Genomic DNA, 14846 nt, shown 5'->3' on the forward strand with positions numbered 1-14846 from the left:
TATGGTACCAAAAAGATGTCCCCAATATCACATTTGATATTGAGAACATTTCATTAAAAGAATATATATGCTAATATCCCGAGTTTTGTGTAATTGATCCGCCAGACTTATCAATATCTTTTTGAGGAATTGGATAGAGAGCATTGTGATCCCGGTAATTTCTTCCAAGTGCTGCTAATACCGCTTTGGCTATTCCCCATCTTTTCAAGTCATTAAATCTTTGTGATTCAAAACCTAACTCAACTCTTCTTTCAGACATTAACCAAGCTTTTATTTCTTCCGGATTTGTTGAATTTCCTCTGTTTGCAAGTGTTCCTGCAGGCACCACAGAACCATCAGCTGTTGGACTGGTTCTGGCTCTGGTTCTTATCTGGTTAATGATTGCAACAGCTCCAGAATAGTCTCCTGTTTCGTTAAGAGCTTCTGCTTTCCAAAGTAATACATCAGCATAGCGTATGTATACTTTATTTCCATAATCAATTAGCTCAGTTGTTGATCCCACTATTTTTGATGCACGCTTGTTGGGAACATCAATGGTATACAGCAATCTGGGATCGTTGGCTTCAAAAGCATTGATAAAATCATCAGTAGGAGAAAAGAATCCCCACCCAATTACATCGCCAAGTCCATTCGTATTATTGGGAGTTTCACCTGAACGATGATCGTACGCAAAAATAACCTCATCTTCCGTAAATTCCTTACTTGCATCGAAGCTATCAAAATAATTTCCATTCAAACTGTAAAAGCCAAGTGCGTCCAATTCTGTAATTAAACTAAGTACTGCAGCCCAATCATTACTGTACAAAGCTACTTTAGCCTGTAATGCAATAATAGCTCCTTTTGAAGCTCGCCATGGTTCTGCAGCATCAGGATATTTGGCATTCGGAGCGATCGCTTTCGCTGCTGTTAAATCTAAATTTATCTGTGTTCTGACTTCATCTGCAGATGCTCTGACCGAAACAGCAAAAGCTTCTTCAAATGAATCCGGAGACTTAAGCACCAATGGCACACCGCCAAAATTATTTACCAAATCAAAATAGTAGAAAGCTCTTAAAAAATAAGCTTCTGCCAGCAATTGATTTTTGCGGGCATCATCAATTCCTGTTTTCTGAACTATCTCAGCATCAGTTAAAAAGTTAATGGCCAGGTTTACTCTGCTAATTCCTTCATAATCGTACACCCATATTCCATTAAACGCCTGATTTTCGGGTGTAAAGGTAAAGCTTGCCAGTTCATCCATCCAAGCTTGGTCACCATCTGGATTCCATTTCTTATTCATATCATTGGCTGCAATATCCTGCAAAACAATATCATTTCTAAATACGGTTCCCAAATCCCATCTCCAATCAGGAATAATCCCATTTAAAGTGTTTTTAAGAGGTAAGTATGATGAGCTCACCGAAGACTCAATTGTAGTAATTGTAGGATCTGAATCGACCTGATCTTTGGTTAAAAGGCCAATTGGGTAATTGTTTAATTCATCTGTACAACTCGTAAGACCTGCAAAGAAGAAAATAATGATTATACTATATATGTATTTCATAATTTATACTTTTTACGATTAAAACTTCACATTTACGCCAAACAAAACTGATTTTGACTGAGGATAAGTTCCTAAATCCATTAAATCGGTAGATTCCGGATCTAAACCGGTATAGTCAGTTATTGTCAATAAATTTTGCCCGGATACATAGAAGCGTATATTATCAATGCCTTTTAGTGCCGTTACTGTGTATCCAATTTCAATATTCTTTAGTCGGAAATAGGAAGCGTCTTCAACGAAAATGCTCGATACCTTACTGCTTCCATTGTCTTCAAAAGCAACTCTTGGTATGCTATTGCTGCTGCCTTCCCCATCCCAAGCACCTAATATTGCTGTGGTATAATTAAACGGGCGTGTATCATAGTCTACAATTTGTTTCCCTTGATTGTATCTGTCAACACCCGCTACTCCCTGAAAAAGCATTGAAAAATCAAATCCTTTATAGGTAGATGAGAATGAAAAACCATACGTAAATTCGGGAATAGGACTTCCAATAAATTCTCTGTCATAATCTGCACTAATTTTCCCATCACCATTTACATCCTTGAATTTAATATCTCCTGGTTTTGCATTTCCTTCAGTAAACAAATGGCTATCTATTTCAGCCTGATTTTGATAAATACCAACCATTTTGTATCCGTAGTAGGAATTTAATGCATGTCCAACTTCAGTTTTTGTTACATCCGTTACGATATTGGGAACGTTTGGATGCAGCTTTTCAACCTTATTGGTTAATGTCGCAATGTTCGCGTTTACATTGTATTTGAATTCTTTGCCTGAATTGCGGTAATCGATAGAGAATTCGAATCCTTTATTACTCACTTCACCTGCATTTACAATTGTAGGAGATACATCACCAACAACAGATGGTAATCCAATCGGCAATAAAATATCTGTCGTATTCTTTTCAAAATATTCTCCCGTTAGTACCAGTTTACTATTAAGAAAACCAACATCAACACCAATATTTGATTGGGTAGAACTCTCCCACTTCAAATCAGAATTACCAAAACGATTCGTCTTAACAATGCCATCTACCTGACTAACCAAAGTTAAATACGCATAATTGTCAATCTCCTGATTTCCTAATTTACCCCAACTTGCCCTTAATTTTAAGTTAGACAACCAATCAACATCCTTCATAAAATCTTCCTTGGAAATTGTCCATCCGGCAGAAACAGAAGGGAAATACCCCCAACGATTGCTTTCAGAAAACCTTGATGAAGCATCAGCTCTCAGATTAGCAGTTACCATGTATTTATCATCATACGCATAAGATGTTGATCCAAACAAAGAGAACAATGCCCACTCTGAAGCAGATCCGCTATTCCAAAGATCAAGATCCGATCCTCCATAATCCAAATACCGGTATTCATCAGTTGTAAAAGGGAAACGAGCTCTGCTGGCTCCTATTGATGATTCATAATTGTCAATATATTCGGTACCTGCCATTGCACTAAAATCATGCTTTTCGTTGAAGGTTTTCGCGTAATTTAATGTATTATTAAAGGTAATTGTACGTGCTTCTCCTCTTTCTTCACTCAAACTATTAGGTCTGTTCTGTCTGCCCAATCCTTGATCAACTGCAGATCCACCACCATCATCATCACCATAATTCTCATTAAAAGCTTTGTTGTGAAACATTGATAAATCAACCCCGATATTTGTTCTGAATTTTAGTTCTTTATTACCCAAAAAAGCAAATTCACCATAAACATTTCCAAATGTTTTATAAATCTTTCGCTGATCATCTGTAAAATAGGCTTTGGCAACAGGGTTTCCTACCATTTCATACATCGATCTTTGTAATCCCTGATCATAGCCTGTTGGCGTGAAAAACGGCATATCCGTAAAAGGATCTCTTTCAGAGAAAGTAGGGTCATTCACATCTTTACGAACAGCTAATACGGGAGCTCTTAACAAAGCATATCGAATTAGACTTTCACCTTTTGATGCTGTTTTATCTTGTGTTGAATAGGACAACTGCAGATTTGTTCCAATTTTAATTCGATCCGTTACATCAATATTGAGATTGGTTCTGTAATTTAATCTTTGGTATTTATCATTATCAAATACAACAATTCCATCCTGTCCATAATAACCCAAAGACATTAAATATTGCATTTTTTCAGTTCCTCCACTAGCTGTCATCTGCAAATTTTGTGATCTTCCTGTTTCAAACAATTCATCAAGCCAGTCTGTGTCAGCAAAATCAGATCTGCCTTTATCAGCGGTATAAGGATTTGCTCCTGATCTGTCTGAATTGTCCCAGGCTTTCTCGAGGGTATTCATGTACTGCTCAGTATTCAGCATATTAGGAAGATTCGCTGCCTTATGAATTCCAGTATAATAGTTTACATCGAAACTTGTTTTCCCTTTCGATCCGCTTTTAGTGGTAATTAATACCACACCACCCGAAGCTCTGGAACCGTAAATTGCCGCAGCGGCCGCATCTTTTAAAACAGTCATAGTTTTAACATCAGCCTGATTTAAAAAGGTGATATCCCGTGAAGGAATTCCATCTACTACATACAACGGATTGTTATCTCCAATCGTTCCTTCTCCACGAATACGTATCTGAATAGGATCTCCCGGCGCTCCTGTACTCGATGTTACCAATACCCCGGCTATTTGACCCTGCAAAGCCTGAGAAACATTCGGCACCCGCGTTTTCTCCATATCTGAAAGATTAACAACCGATACAGCTCCTGTTAATGTAGATTTTTTTCTTGCTGTATAACCAACAATAACAACCTCATCTAAATCTGTAATATCTTGCTGTAAGATGACATTGATACTGGTTTGTCCGGTAAATTCAACTTCCTGATTTTTCATTCCAATGAAAGAAAAAACCAAAAATTGTGCATTTTTAGGCACTTCTAAACTGTAACCTCCATCAATATCAGTAATGGAACCAACATTTGTGCCTTTTACAAAAACACTAACACCTGGTAATGATTCTCCACTTACGTCGGTAACTTTTCCTGATACAAGAACCTGCCCAAAGACAGCACTTGTCAAAAAGATAAATACAAAGCTCAGTATTCCTCTTTTTAAATTTAAAAACATAGTTTTCATAGATTTTATTTTAATTAACAACAGTGAATTAAAAGCGTAATTTTTCTATAAATAACAATTCATCCAGGATCCTATTTGAAGAAATTGCTATCGTTTCCGTAATCGTTTAATTAAATGATACTATATCTAAAGCACTTGAGATCTTATTATTTCCAGCTGAATTGAACCGTTTAAACAATCCAATTCAATCAGATATTTATTTTGTCATTTTACCAATAGAGCCGCCCATTTCAAAAACCAGTGTTTCTTAAAAAAACGATATAACAATTCCATTTGCGGTCACTTTCTCTTTTGATCGTTCTATTTTTGATCCCGCAGGAATTTCAACAACTACCATCGCTTTGTTTCCTTCAATTGAAAAACTTCCTTTGCCAAAAATTTTTTCCGCAACAAGCTTCCCCGAAACAATATCATAGAGATCAACTCCTTGTTCTGAAGAATAGTCGATTTTCTTTACCTCATCGTAAGGATTGAAGTATAAATAAGTAGGATAGGATTCATTTTTATAGAAATCAGTCGCAAGACAATCCAATTGCAGAATCTTCTCCACATTAGTTTTCCTGATGATAGAACCAAAGATTCCGGCATGTGCCGATCCGTAAATACTAAACATGGATAGTTTTGGCTGACTAACCACCCAATTTGGTCCATCGCCCAGTGCTACCGGCGAAACTCCTTTAAACTCCTTGGTGTTATAAGCATCAACCTTCTTTAATCCCTCGTAGGCGATTACATTACGGGTTATGCTTTTATTTTCAGGCAAATACTGATTTCCGTCTGGAATTTCGTAGGGATAGAACAAACGAGTGGAATTTGCTGCATTCAACATCCATTTCCCGATCGAGCGCGCATACTTTTGATCGTATCGAACCATTGGTATCAGAGGCCAGGCCATGTCGAAGGTGTTCATTAAAAAACCGTAGCCACCATCCTGAATCAGGCTTCCCTGTATACCCGAAACATCGTAATCTCCCCAGCGATCTGCAATAATTCCCCAGCCAGTGCGTCCCTTTTCTGCAGTACATCCGTCGAAAGTCCAATCAAGTATTTTCGAGACATCGTAATTTGTTCCCTGTTCCGCATTTAAGCGGGCTGCCACATAGGCTCCAAAAGGCATCAGTACTTCGTAAAACCGACTTTCCTTTTGGCTCAACAAAGCCTCAATTGCCGATTTTGCACCTTCCAGATAGCGGGGATCTCCAAATTTCTGATAAGCTGAGTAAAGCACATAAGCATGTCCTGCTGCTGCATCCTGCTGGTAAGGAATCTGATTTCGTTTTCCTTTCATCTCAGCATAATCAAAATAGGAATAATCGTAATTTCCATTCAAGGTAGAATCGGCCTTAAAGAATTGCTCGGCAATGGTTTTCTGAATCGCATCTGCACCTTCTACATTAGGCTGTAATTCCGAAACGGCATAATACAGCACATTTGGAAAGACATCGTACCACCAGTCGCGGCCATATCCTCCACCCAAAAGGGCAACTTTCGGACAAGTATTGTTCATCATGATATTCCAACCATTATCCGTGTTGAAATAGTTCTGAACCATTTTCACATAATTGTATCCCTTCTGATCCCGCTTGTCAATTCCCACTAATCCGGCACTCATCAAAGCGCCCAAAGAATTGATTGCTTCGTGAAATTCACCCTTATTTTTATTTGGTCCTTGTCTCACATCACCTATAACCGTGTACAAACCAAATGTTGTCTGTGGAAGATTTCTCTTTGCATTATCCAACCAAATAAAAGGCCGGAATTCACCTGTGGCATCAAAATCGAATATTGCTTCGTCGAAATTCACTGCCTTTTCATGCCAGTCAAGCATTTTATATGGCTGTGGCTGATTAGGCATGCTTTCTACACGACTAATCTGCAGCTCTTTTACTGCTGTTTGCGGTTGTGTCGTGCACGAAGCAAAAACGAAACAACATAGTATCCAAAATAAATAGTTACGATTCATGTGTTATAATTTATTTTTTAGTTGTTATATGGAACTCCCAAATTACACTCATCCAACTGTGTGTAATAGTATTACATGGTAGTTTCACCTGTTAATGGATTTGGATTTTTTATATTTTCAGAATTGACCTTTCATTATTTTTTCCCTCAAAGCTTGCGAAGCTATTAAACCAAAGGTTCTACTACTAATTTATCATCAACATCTCTCAATCTTACGTCTTGGCCATTTGATTTGAATTCCTCTTTACTGGTATGTTTAATTACCATTTTAGCAACAGGAACAGAGATTAATTGCAGCAGTGCAATGATCAGTAAAGAATACTTAAGCGCAAACACCTCCGAAACGTAGTGTGTTAATAACAAAAACATCACTAATCCAAATACACGACCAACAAAAAGTCCAAATTCGTGATTAAAAATATAAGCAAATTCGTTTCGTTTCTCCTTTCGGGAAAGCACATCAATCACTCTCATCTGAATCGGGAAATAGGCGATATCGTGCAAGGGTCTGAATAAAACCATCGCCAGCATAAACACCATTGCACCTGTTGCCGAAAACATAATTGCATTGGCCATTGTGCCTGCAACAAAAATGAGTAAACCCACTGTAAATATGTAAATACGGTGTTCCGGTTTGGAAAATCGGCCCAGGAGATACAATACTATTGCTGTAACGATTCCACTAATAGCCTGAATGGTTCCCAAAGATCCTTCGTCACCAATTAAATACATGATCAGAATAGCCGGTGCTGTCACCAAATATCCCTGTGCAAGTCCTTTTAATCCGGCCAAAAATAACATTTTGTGCCACAATCGGTCGAAGTGGAAATGCAGAAATTTCTTTTGCTTCGGATTTTTAAATTTTTCCCTGTGGATTACAATGGATGAAATAATCGTTAGAATGAATACGCAAAGCGTAATCATCTGATAAGCTCTGTGTTCGCCAAACCAACCCAATGTTTTTGACGATATAATAAACCATCCAACAATTAAAGGAATTATTATTGATGTTATTGTAAAAAAGAAGGTTTCCAAACCGTAATAGTAATTCCGGTTTTTATCATTTGTGGTATCCAAAGCCAGAAAATCACGGTTGGCCCAGAAAAAACCAAAAGATGCACCCATTATTAATCCGGAAAAAACAACTCCTGCAAAATTAAGATGATCAAGCGTCATCATAAACAACATGGAGATACCACTTAAAAGCATTCCAAAACTATATAGATTGGCTATTTTGATTTTTTTCAAGAGAAAACCATTGATAAAGAAGGTAAGCGGTATTCCCGTATAAATAGCCAGCTGATAATAGGCTACCAATGTAAAATCGTTATTGGTGAAACGCATGATATAGGCGCTTACAAAAATATCGACCACCGGAAGCACAAAGGCATAAATCATGTTGGTAATCAACAAAACCCTCATATCTCTTGGGTTACTGAGGAAAAAATAATACTCTGAGAGTGCTTTTTTCAATATTTTGGTAACAGCAGCCATAAATCAATAGTTTAACGATTGTAAAATTTCACTGATAGAGAATTCGGCCCCACAAATCACTTCATCCGAAGCTCCGTAGTAAATTGTAATCGTATCGCCGCTAACGATATGCCCATTGGTAAAAACCACATTGCCAAAAAATCCGGCTTTCTCATATTCCATAATGGGTTCCATAATGGGCTCCTCGCTTCGGGCAAGTACTATCGAGGGATCATTTAAATCCAATAGCAATGCACCCAAACAATACCTGTGTTCCTTTGTTGCTCCGTGGTATATTTCCAGCCAGCCCTTTTCAGTTCTAATGGGCGAAGCTCCTGCACCAAGCCGGGCACTGTCCCATTTTCCGACACGTGTTTTTGCCAGCAATTGATGATTCCCCCAATGAATACGATCGGGCGATTCAGCAATCCAAATATAATTCCCGCCTAATTCGGGACTACTCGGACGATGAAGTGCATAATATTTACCGTTAATCTGTTCTTCGAAAACGGCACAATCCTTATTGTGTGGCGGGAAGATCATTCCGCAACGATCAAACTGTTTCCAATCCTTAGTCTGAATATATCCAACTCCAACCCCATCGGCAGAAACCTTTGTATAAGTCAAATGATATCCATCATCCATGGTTGCAACCCTGCAATCTTCTATTCCGAAAGTTTCCTGAGAACCAACTCCCATAATTGGAGCGTAACCTTCAGGCTCCGCGAAAGTAATCTGGTCATCACTGCAAACCAAGCGAAGATGTGAAAGAGTGGTTAAGTAATACTCCCCTTTATAAATCACGATCCTGGGATCGGACAAATCCAAATCTGCATCGTTTTCGTCGAAGCTTAAAATTTCGACGACTCCCTCTTTATTGTAAACAGGAAAACTAATTTTACCCTCTACTTGCTGAGGTCGTTCTGCCACCCGAAGCAATAACCAGGTTTTATTGTTGCAGCGAAACACACCCGGGTTTAACAAGCATTCAATTTCCATCCCTACCATACTTGGCAGGATGTCTTTTGGTGCGAGCAAGGGGTTTTGCTCAAATCTCTTTGCGATATCCATAGTTCTATTCTTTTTCTACTGCAAAGAACGACCATTTTTCACTCCATGCAGTTAACTATACTGCCATTTCTGTGTGTTATAGGCTTAAAGTAAGCACATTGAAAGTATACCACACAGAATTGAAGCTATTGTGTACACTCCCATGCCGGTGTACTAAAATAAATACCGCCAATCGAAATATTTATTTGATTGCCTCCATTGTATACAAATCTTTTTTTTTAGACTTTGGAGCTCCCGTCTAATTTAAATGTGGAAATTTGGGGGCTACTTTTAGATGAAAAATAAATGCCCGGTAAACAAGCATTTGGGTAGAAGAATTGAGTGATTCCGACATTAGTCAATGAATAAGAAGTAAACCATTCCCGAAGATATTTAAATTCAATAAAACAGGAATCACGACTATTCACAGTAAGCTTTGCTTTCTAAATTCAGCAGGTGATTTGTGAACAACCTGCTGAAAGGTATAACTAAAGGCAGAAAGACTATTGTAACCACTCCTGTAGGCGATCTCACTTATTGAAAGATCTGTTTGGAGCAATTGCTCCATACTTTTAATGATTCTGACAAGCTTGACATATTGCAGAAATGAGATATCCATATTTTTCTGAAACAAACGGGATAATGTTCTGGAACTGCAGCCAAATTTTTCGGCAACATGATCCAGATTCAAGGGCTGATCGATATTCTGGTGGATGTATTTAAACACTCTCCTTAAATTTTCGTTTTTAGTAGTTGGAAGCACTACAGGCAAAGGAGTGGTGGATACATCTAAAACAATATTTTTTAAAGCAATCAGAAATTCATATTTAGAAACACTGTCCTTGCCAATTTCTTCCTGCCAGTTTACAGTATAATAAATCATCTCCATCAACAAATTTGTTACAGGATAAATACCCTCCCGCTCCCTTACCTGATGATCTTCGGGAAATAAATTTCTTGGAAAATAAATGTTATGCACCATTTTCACAGAAGTGCGTGAAACAACGTTATGCTCTATTCCCGCAGGAATCCACAGGAAATGACGCGCAGGAAGAAAATACGACTTATCGGGCGTATTCAAAAACGCAACACCACCTTCCACATAACACATCTGATGTTTGTTGTGACTGTGCATGGGAAGTTTCTCCTCGATTTTTGAATGCAGCACGTAAAACACATCCTCATTCCTGTTAACATCTTTAATAAAAGAATCAATTACCGACATAAACACAATTTTAAGTGGCCTAAATTATAAAACAATTGTCCAACTTTCGAAAACATGCCTAAATATTAAACGGGATATTTGCAAAATGAAATTTTTGAAAATGAATCGTAAATCAAAAAATGCAATTGCATTCATCCTCATACTACTAAGCTGCCACTGCATAACTAATGCTCAGGAGAGTGTATCGATAAGTTTGCAGGAAGCTTGGCAAAGAGCAAATACCTTTAGCAAAGAATTGCAGTTAAGAAAAATTGACACAAAAATAAGCGAAGAAAAAATTCTGGATGCAAAGAACAAATGGCTGCCTGAATTCGGTGCAGATGCGAGCTACGGCAAACTCGCCAACATTCCCATCTTTGAAAATGGAATTTTAAAAAGCCCTGAATACATTCCGCTGGAAGACCATAGTGTTTATGATGCAGGGATTGAAGCTTATTTTAATTTGTACAATGGACATAAAACTAGAATTCAGGTGAAGCAGGCGGAAACCAAGCAGGCTTTATTGCATTACCTGGAAGAAGCAGGCTTTTCGGATATCCACTACAAAGTAGCCCAAGATTATTTGGGGATACAAGCTTCGCTGGCCTTTAAAAAACTGATTGAACGAAACATCTACAAAAATAACAAACGGCTGAATCAGATTACAAAACTATACCATAACGGAGTGGTTTTAAAAAGCGATTTATTAAGGTCTCAATTGCAGCTTTCTCAGCAAAAAACAAACCTTCTTAAAATAGAAAACAATCTGGAACTATCTACGCAGCAATTGAATATTCTAATTGGATTTGACGATGATCAAGCCATTGAGCCCACAGACAGTATTGCAGTTGGTTCTGAATTTATTAAGACGGAACTGCTGTATCAGGATTACTTAGGGCAGGCAATTCAGTTATCTCCACTTGAAAAAATTGCCCGGGCTCAAATTACAATGATGCAGCTTTACGAAAAAGATGTAAAAGCTGAAAAGCTTCCCAAAATCGGCTTTTTTGGAGAGTACACCTATTCGTACCCACAAATTAAATTGTATCCTTACTCAAATTCTCCCTATTTAATGGGCGTTGCAGGAATCAAAGTTTCGTACAACATCTCGGCCTTGTATCATGACAAACACAAAGAAAGGGCCGCTTCTATATCGATAAGAAAACAAGAGCTGGCGCAGAAACAGACCGAAGATCAGCTTCGCATAGATGTGAGAACAGCCTACAAAAGGTTTCACGAAAATTTAAAGGAAATAGAAACTGCAAAAATGAACATTCAACAGGCCGAAGAAAATTACAGAATTGTAAATCAAACCTATTTCAACCAATTGGCTCTGCTCACCGATTTACTAACTGCGGATACCCAGTTACTGCAAGCCAAATTTGAATTGGTGAACAGTCAGGTTTCGGCCAAATTACATTACTATCAATTACTTAAAATAACGGGGCAACTATAATGAGCGATAAATTAAAGAATTACGAAAAAATAGACCGTGCAGCTGTAAAAATAACCTACGGAGCAGCAGTAAGCATTTTAGCCGCCTTACTCGTTTGGGCACTATTTTTAATGGTGAATTTTTGGAAATACGAAGAAACCAACGATGCACAAGTAAAAGAGTATATCAATCCTATTTTGAGTCGTGCCACTGGTTACGTGCAGGAAATCAGATTTAATGATCATCAAAAAATTCAAAAAGGAGATACCTTGGTTGTTCTGGATATTGAAGAAGCCAATGTAAAGCTGCTCGAAGCCGAGGCTGCCTTAACAACTGCCGAAGCTCGTTTAAAAGTACTGCAAAGCAATGTGAAGACCTCATCAAGCAGTTCCAGTATCAGTCATGCAAAAATTAGTGCTGCGAAAGCCCAACTGTGGCAGCAGCAGCAAGAGTTTGCACGTTATCAGAAACTACTGGAAGGCGAAGCTGTTACCCAGCAGCAATTTGAGAATGTTAAAACAAAACTGGAAGTGGCCGAATCAAATTATCAGGCCATTCAAAACTCCTTTAGCGTATCGCAAGACAAAACCCAGGATGTTACCGCTGAAGTTGCAGTAGCCAAAGCCAATATCGAACAGAAAAAAGCAGCTCTGGAACGCATTAATCTAGAGATTAAATATGCCGTAATTACCGCACCTTCTGATGGAACCATGGGAAACAGAAGTCTTCAGCAAGGACAATACATTCAGAAAGGACAAACCATTGGTTTTATGGTGGATAAAAAACAAGGCAAATGGATTGTGGCCAATTTTGAAGAAACGCAAATCACGAAAATGGAAGAGGGACAGGAAGCCAAAATTACGATAGATGCTTTCCCGAACAAATCGTTTCATGGAAAAATAGAATCGTTCTCTCCTGCCACCGGATCGCAGTTTTCATTGCTTCCGACCGATAACGCAACCGGAAATTTCGTAAAAATTACGCAGCGGTTTCCTGTGCGCATTCAGTTCACCGATAATGATGCTTTGCTGGAAAAACTACGCGCCGGTATGAATGCGGAAGTATCAATACCCAAGAAATAGGCTATGCCAAACGAAAATAACAAACTCATTTTTAAAAGCCGGGTACCTTACTGGTTGGTATTGTTTACCATTTTTATAACACTAATGCCCATTGCCTTGGTATTGGGAATCTATCTGAGCGGAGCATCCAGCGCGGCAAGTTACTACGGCGTTGACATAATCGATGTTAAATATTCCACGGTAGTTTACTACCTTGCCATTGCCGCTTCGTTTCCTCTCGAGGCCAAATTTTTCAACTACTTTTCGTCCAAACCCTATTTAATAGGCTGCAGCATTATCTACGCAGCAATAAACCTTATTCTATACTGCAGTGATAGTTTTGCTTTGCTATTGGTGCTCCGATTTGCCGGCGGCATGCTTTCGCTGGGCTTTATTGGCATGATATTCTCTCTGGTTTTTAGACAATTTCATGCACAACGCAGCCGGATTTTAGGCTATGCAACCATGTATGCAGCCTTATTTTCCAGTGCTCCTATTGCCCAGTTACTGGACGCATTTATATTTACCAAATACGATTTTAACAGCATTTTTCTATTTAAAATTTATAGTGCCTTACCCGGAATTATATTGCTTTGCTGCATTCTTAAAAAAGGCACAGATTTAAGACGCGATGGAAAAATTCCCTTAAAATTAATTCGCTGGGAGAGCTTTGTTCTTTATGCATCATCCCTGTTATTGGCAGCCTATATTTTACTGTATGGGCAATATTACCATTGGTTTAGCAGCATACGGATTACGCTTTGCACAATTGCTTTAGTATTTTTTATGTGCTTGTTTTTCCTCCGGCAATTTAAACTCGAAGAACCCTATATCGATTTAAAGATTTACAAGTCGCGAAATTTTCGAATAGGCATGCTGCTGTTGGTGCTGTTTTACTTCAGCAAGGGCGACATGAATTTGCTCAATGGATTTTTTTCCAACAGTGTTCATTTAGATATGTATCACAAAGGCTATATCATGCTGATTAATTGCGCAGGAATTACCGCAGGATCGCTTATATCTGCCCGGTTTATTTTAGCCGGACGAAAAATACGGCTGATCTGGATGACTGGTTTTGGCGCGCTGTTGGCTTATCATGTTTATATTCTTTGCATTTTAAGCAATCAGGCTGAGATCGCAGATTTACTCATTCCCCTGTTTTTACAAGGATTTGGAAATGGAACTCTGATCATCTCTATTGTGATTTTCTATGTGACTTCAGTTCCTGCCGAAATAGCTTTTTCGGCTTCGGTTACGGGAGTAGCTTTTCGCGCCGTTACCTTTACCGCCAGCATGGCCTTAACTTCCTACATGGGTCTGCACCTTCAAAAAATTCATTACCAAAGTGCAGCCCAAGAAATTACTTCGCTCAATCCGTATGCTGTGCAGCGCATCGGTCAGTACAAACAAGCATTACTTAATGGCGGAGCAAGTATCCCTCAGAGCAATGCCGGTGCCATTAAACTTTTGGGAAAAGCAGTCGCAAATCAAGACAATCTCTTATTTGTCAGAGATTATTATTTATATATGAGTGCTTTTATCCTGCTTATCATCATGGGCATCGCTTTAATTCCTCATTTTCAGTATCACATTAAAAAAATTGGAGCCAAACTAATCCCAATGTAAAAGCAGTAACAGTTCCATTCTAAATAGAAACTACAACTGCAATAGCCTGAAAATGGTTTTTGGGTCAATGCCAAAATAGGTAAAGCCTGAAAAAATGATTTTTCACCATTCAATGCCCTCCTTCGCCATATATAGCTTCCCTGTGGCAAAAATAGATTGTCCTGTGGCACAATCAGTAAAATCTGCGGGTTTGCAATACGTTCTGCGTGCAATTCAATGCGTCCTGTGGCAAAATATCCAATTCTGCGGGGCAAACCCTGCTTCCTGCAGCATTTCACCCCTTCCTGCGCCATAATCACCTAGCCTGCGCGCGGGTTTCAGAGCTATTCACCTTACTTCCGTGTCCTTCTCTTTCTGCTTTCGCAGATTACAAAAATACCTGACTGGAATCAAAATAAACACTCCTTAAATCTC

The 14846-nt window shown here is 38.6% G+C and carries 9 protein-coding genes; 3 read left to right on the plus strand and 6 right to left on the minus strand.

Going from position 1 to position 14846, the window contains the following annotated elements; genetic code table 11:
• Positions 1-70: 70 nt before the first annotated feature.
• The 6 genes from BZG01_RS10095 to BZG01_RS10120 all read right to left on the minus strand — a co-directional run bounded on the left by BZG01_RS10095 (position 71) and on the right by BZG01_RS10120 (position 10331).
• Positions 71-1543, minus strand: coding sequence for a RagB/SusD family nutrient uptake outer membrane protein (locus BZG01_RS10095; RefSeq protein WP_101309716.1), 1473 nt, complete (start codon positions 1541-1543; stop codon positions 71-73).
• An 18-nt stretch (positions 1544-1561) separates the two neighbouring features.
• The gene (locus BZG01_RS10100) at positions 1562-4621 is read right to left on the minus strand and encodes a SusC/RagA family TonB-linked outer membrane protein (protein WP_218973072.1); all 3060 of its coding nucleotides are present in this window, start codon (positions 4619-4621) and stop codon (positions 1562-1564) included.
• A 247-nt stretch (positions 4622-4868) separates the two neighbouring features.
• On the minus strand, positions 4869-6584 hold the full coding sequence (locus tag BZG01_RS10105) for a hypothetical protein (RefSeq protein ID WP_218973073.1): 1716 nt from the start codon (positions 6582-6584) through the stop codon (positions 4869-4871).
• A 164-nt stretch (positions 6585-6748) separates the two neighbouring features.
• Positions 6749-8077: an MFS transporter gene (locus BZG01_RS10110; RefSeq protein ID WP_101309717.1), complete on the minus strand. Its 1329-nt coding sequence runs from the start codon at positions 8075-8077 to the stop codon at positions 6749-6751.
• Between the two features lie 3 nt (positions 8078-8080).
• The gene (locus BZG01_RS10115; protein ID WP_101309718.1) at positions 8081-9127 is read right to left on the minus strand and encodes a glycoside hydrolase family 130 protein; all 1047 of its coding nucleotides are present in this window, start codon (positions 9125-9127) and stop codon (positions 8081-8083) included.
• Positions 9128-9530: 403 nt separating this feature from the next.
• On the minus strand, positions 9531-10331 hold the full coding sequence (locus BZG01_RS10120; protein ID WP_101309719.1) for a helix-turn-helix domain-containing protein: 801 nt from the start codon (positions 10329-10331) through the stop codon (positions 9531-9533).
• A 100-nt stretch (positions 10332-10431) separates the two neighbouring features.
• Between BZG01_RS10120 and BZG01_RS10125 the strand changes: the two genes are divergently transcribed.
• The 3 genes from BZG01_RS10125 to BZG01_RS10135 are packed head-to-tail and all read left to right on the plus strand — an operon-like array spanning position 10432 to position 14432.
• Positions 10432-11766 (plus strand): TolC family protein, encoded by a 1335-nt coding sequence (locus BZG01_RS10125; RefSeq protein ID WP_101309803.1) that lies wholly within the window; start codon positions 10432-10434, stop codon positions 11764-11766.
• A complete protein-coding gene (locus tag BZG01_RS10130) occupies positions 11766-12827 on the plus strand; it encodes an HlyD family secretion protein (RefSeq protein WP_101309720.1) in 1062 nt (353 codons plus the stop codon). The genes BZG01_RS10125 and BZG01_RS10130 overlap by 1 nt, the downstream gene beginning before the upstream one ends.
• 3 nt (positions 12828-12830) lie before the next feature.
• Entirely contained in the window at positions 12831-14432 is a 1602-nt protein-coding gene (locus BZG01_RS10135; protein ID WP_101309721.1) for an MFS transporter, read from the plus strand.
• Positions 14433-14846 lie beyond the last annotated feature (414 nt).

This window comes from Labilibaculum manganireducens (genome assembly GCF_002843385.1).
GTDB classification, from domain to species: Bacteria; Bacteroidota; Bacteroidia; order Bacteroidales; family Marinifilaceae; genus Labilibaculum; species Labilibaculum manganireducens.

Excerpts from the sequence above, each read along its gene's own strand:
- BZG01_RS10095 (WP_101309716.1), bottom strand. The coding sequence starts at position 1,543 with ATGAAATACATATATAGTATAATCATTATTTTCTTCTTTGCAGGTCTT.
- BZG01_RS10100 (WP_218973072.1), bottom strand. The coding sequence starts at position 4,621 with ATGAAAACTATGTTTTTAAATTTAAAAAGAGGAATACTGAGCTTTGTA.
- BZG01_RS10105 (WP_218973073.1), bottom strand. The coding sequence starts at position 6,584 with ATGAATCGTAACTATTTATTTTGGATACTATGTTGTTTCGTTTTTGCT.
- BZG01_RS10110 (WP_101309717.1), bottom strand. The coding sequence starts at position 8,077 with ATGGCTGCTGTTACCAAAATATTGAAAAAAGCACTCTCAGAGTATTAT.
- BZG01_RS10115 (WP_101309718.1), bottom strand. The coding sequence starts at position 9,127 with ATGGATATCGCAAAGAGATTTGAGCAAAACCCCTTGCTCGCACCAAAA.
- BZG01_RS10120 (WP_101309719.1), bottom strand. The coding sequence starts at position 10,331 with ATGTCGGTAATTGATTCTTTTATTAAAGATGTTAACAGGAATGAGGAT.
- BZG01_RS10125 (WP_101309803.1), top strand. The coding sequence starts at position 10,432 with ATGAATCGTAAATCAAAAAATGCAATTGCATTCATCCTCATACTACTA.
- BZG01_RS10130 (WP_101309720.1), top strand. The coding sequence starts at position 11,766 with ATGAGCGATAAATTAAAGAATTACGAAAAAATAGACCGTGCAGCTGTA.
- BZG01_RS10135 (WP_101309721.1), top strand. The coding sequence starts at position 12,831 with ATGCCAAACGAAAATAACAAACTCATTTTTAAAAGCCGGGTACCTTAC.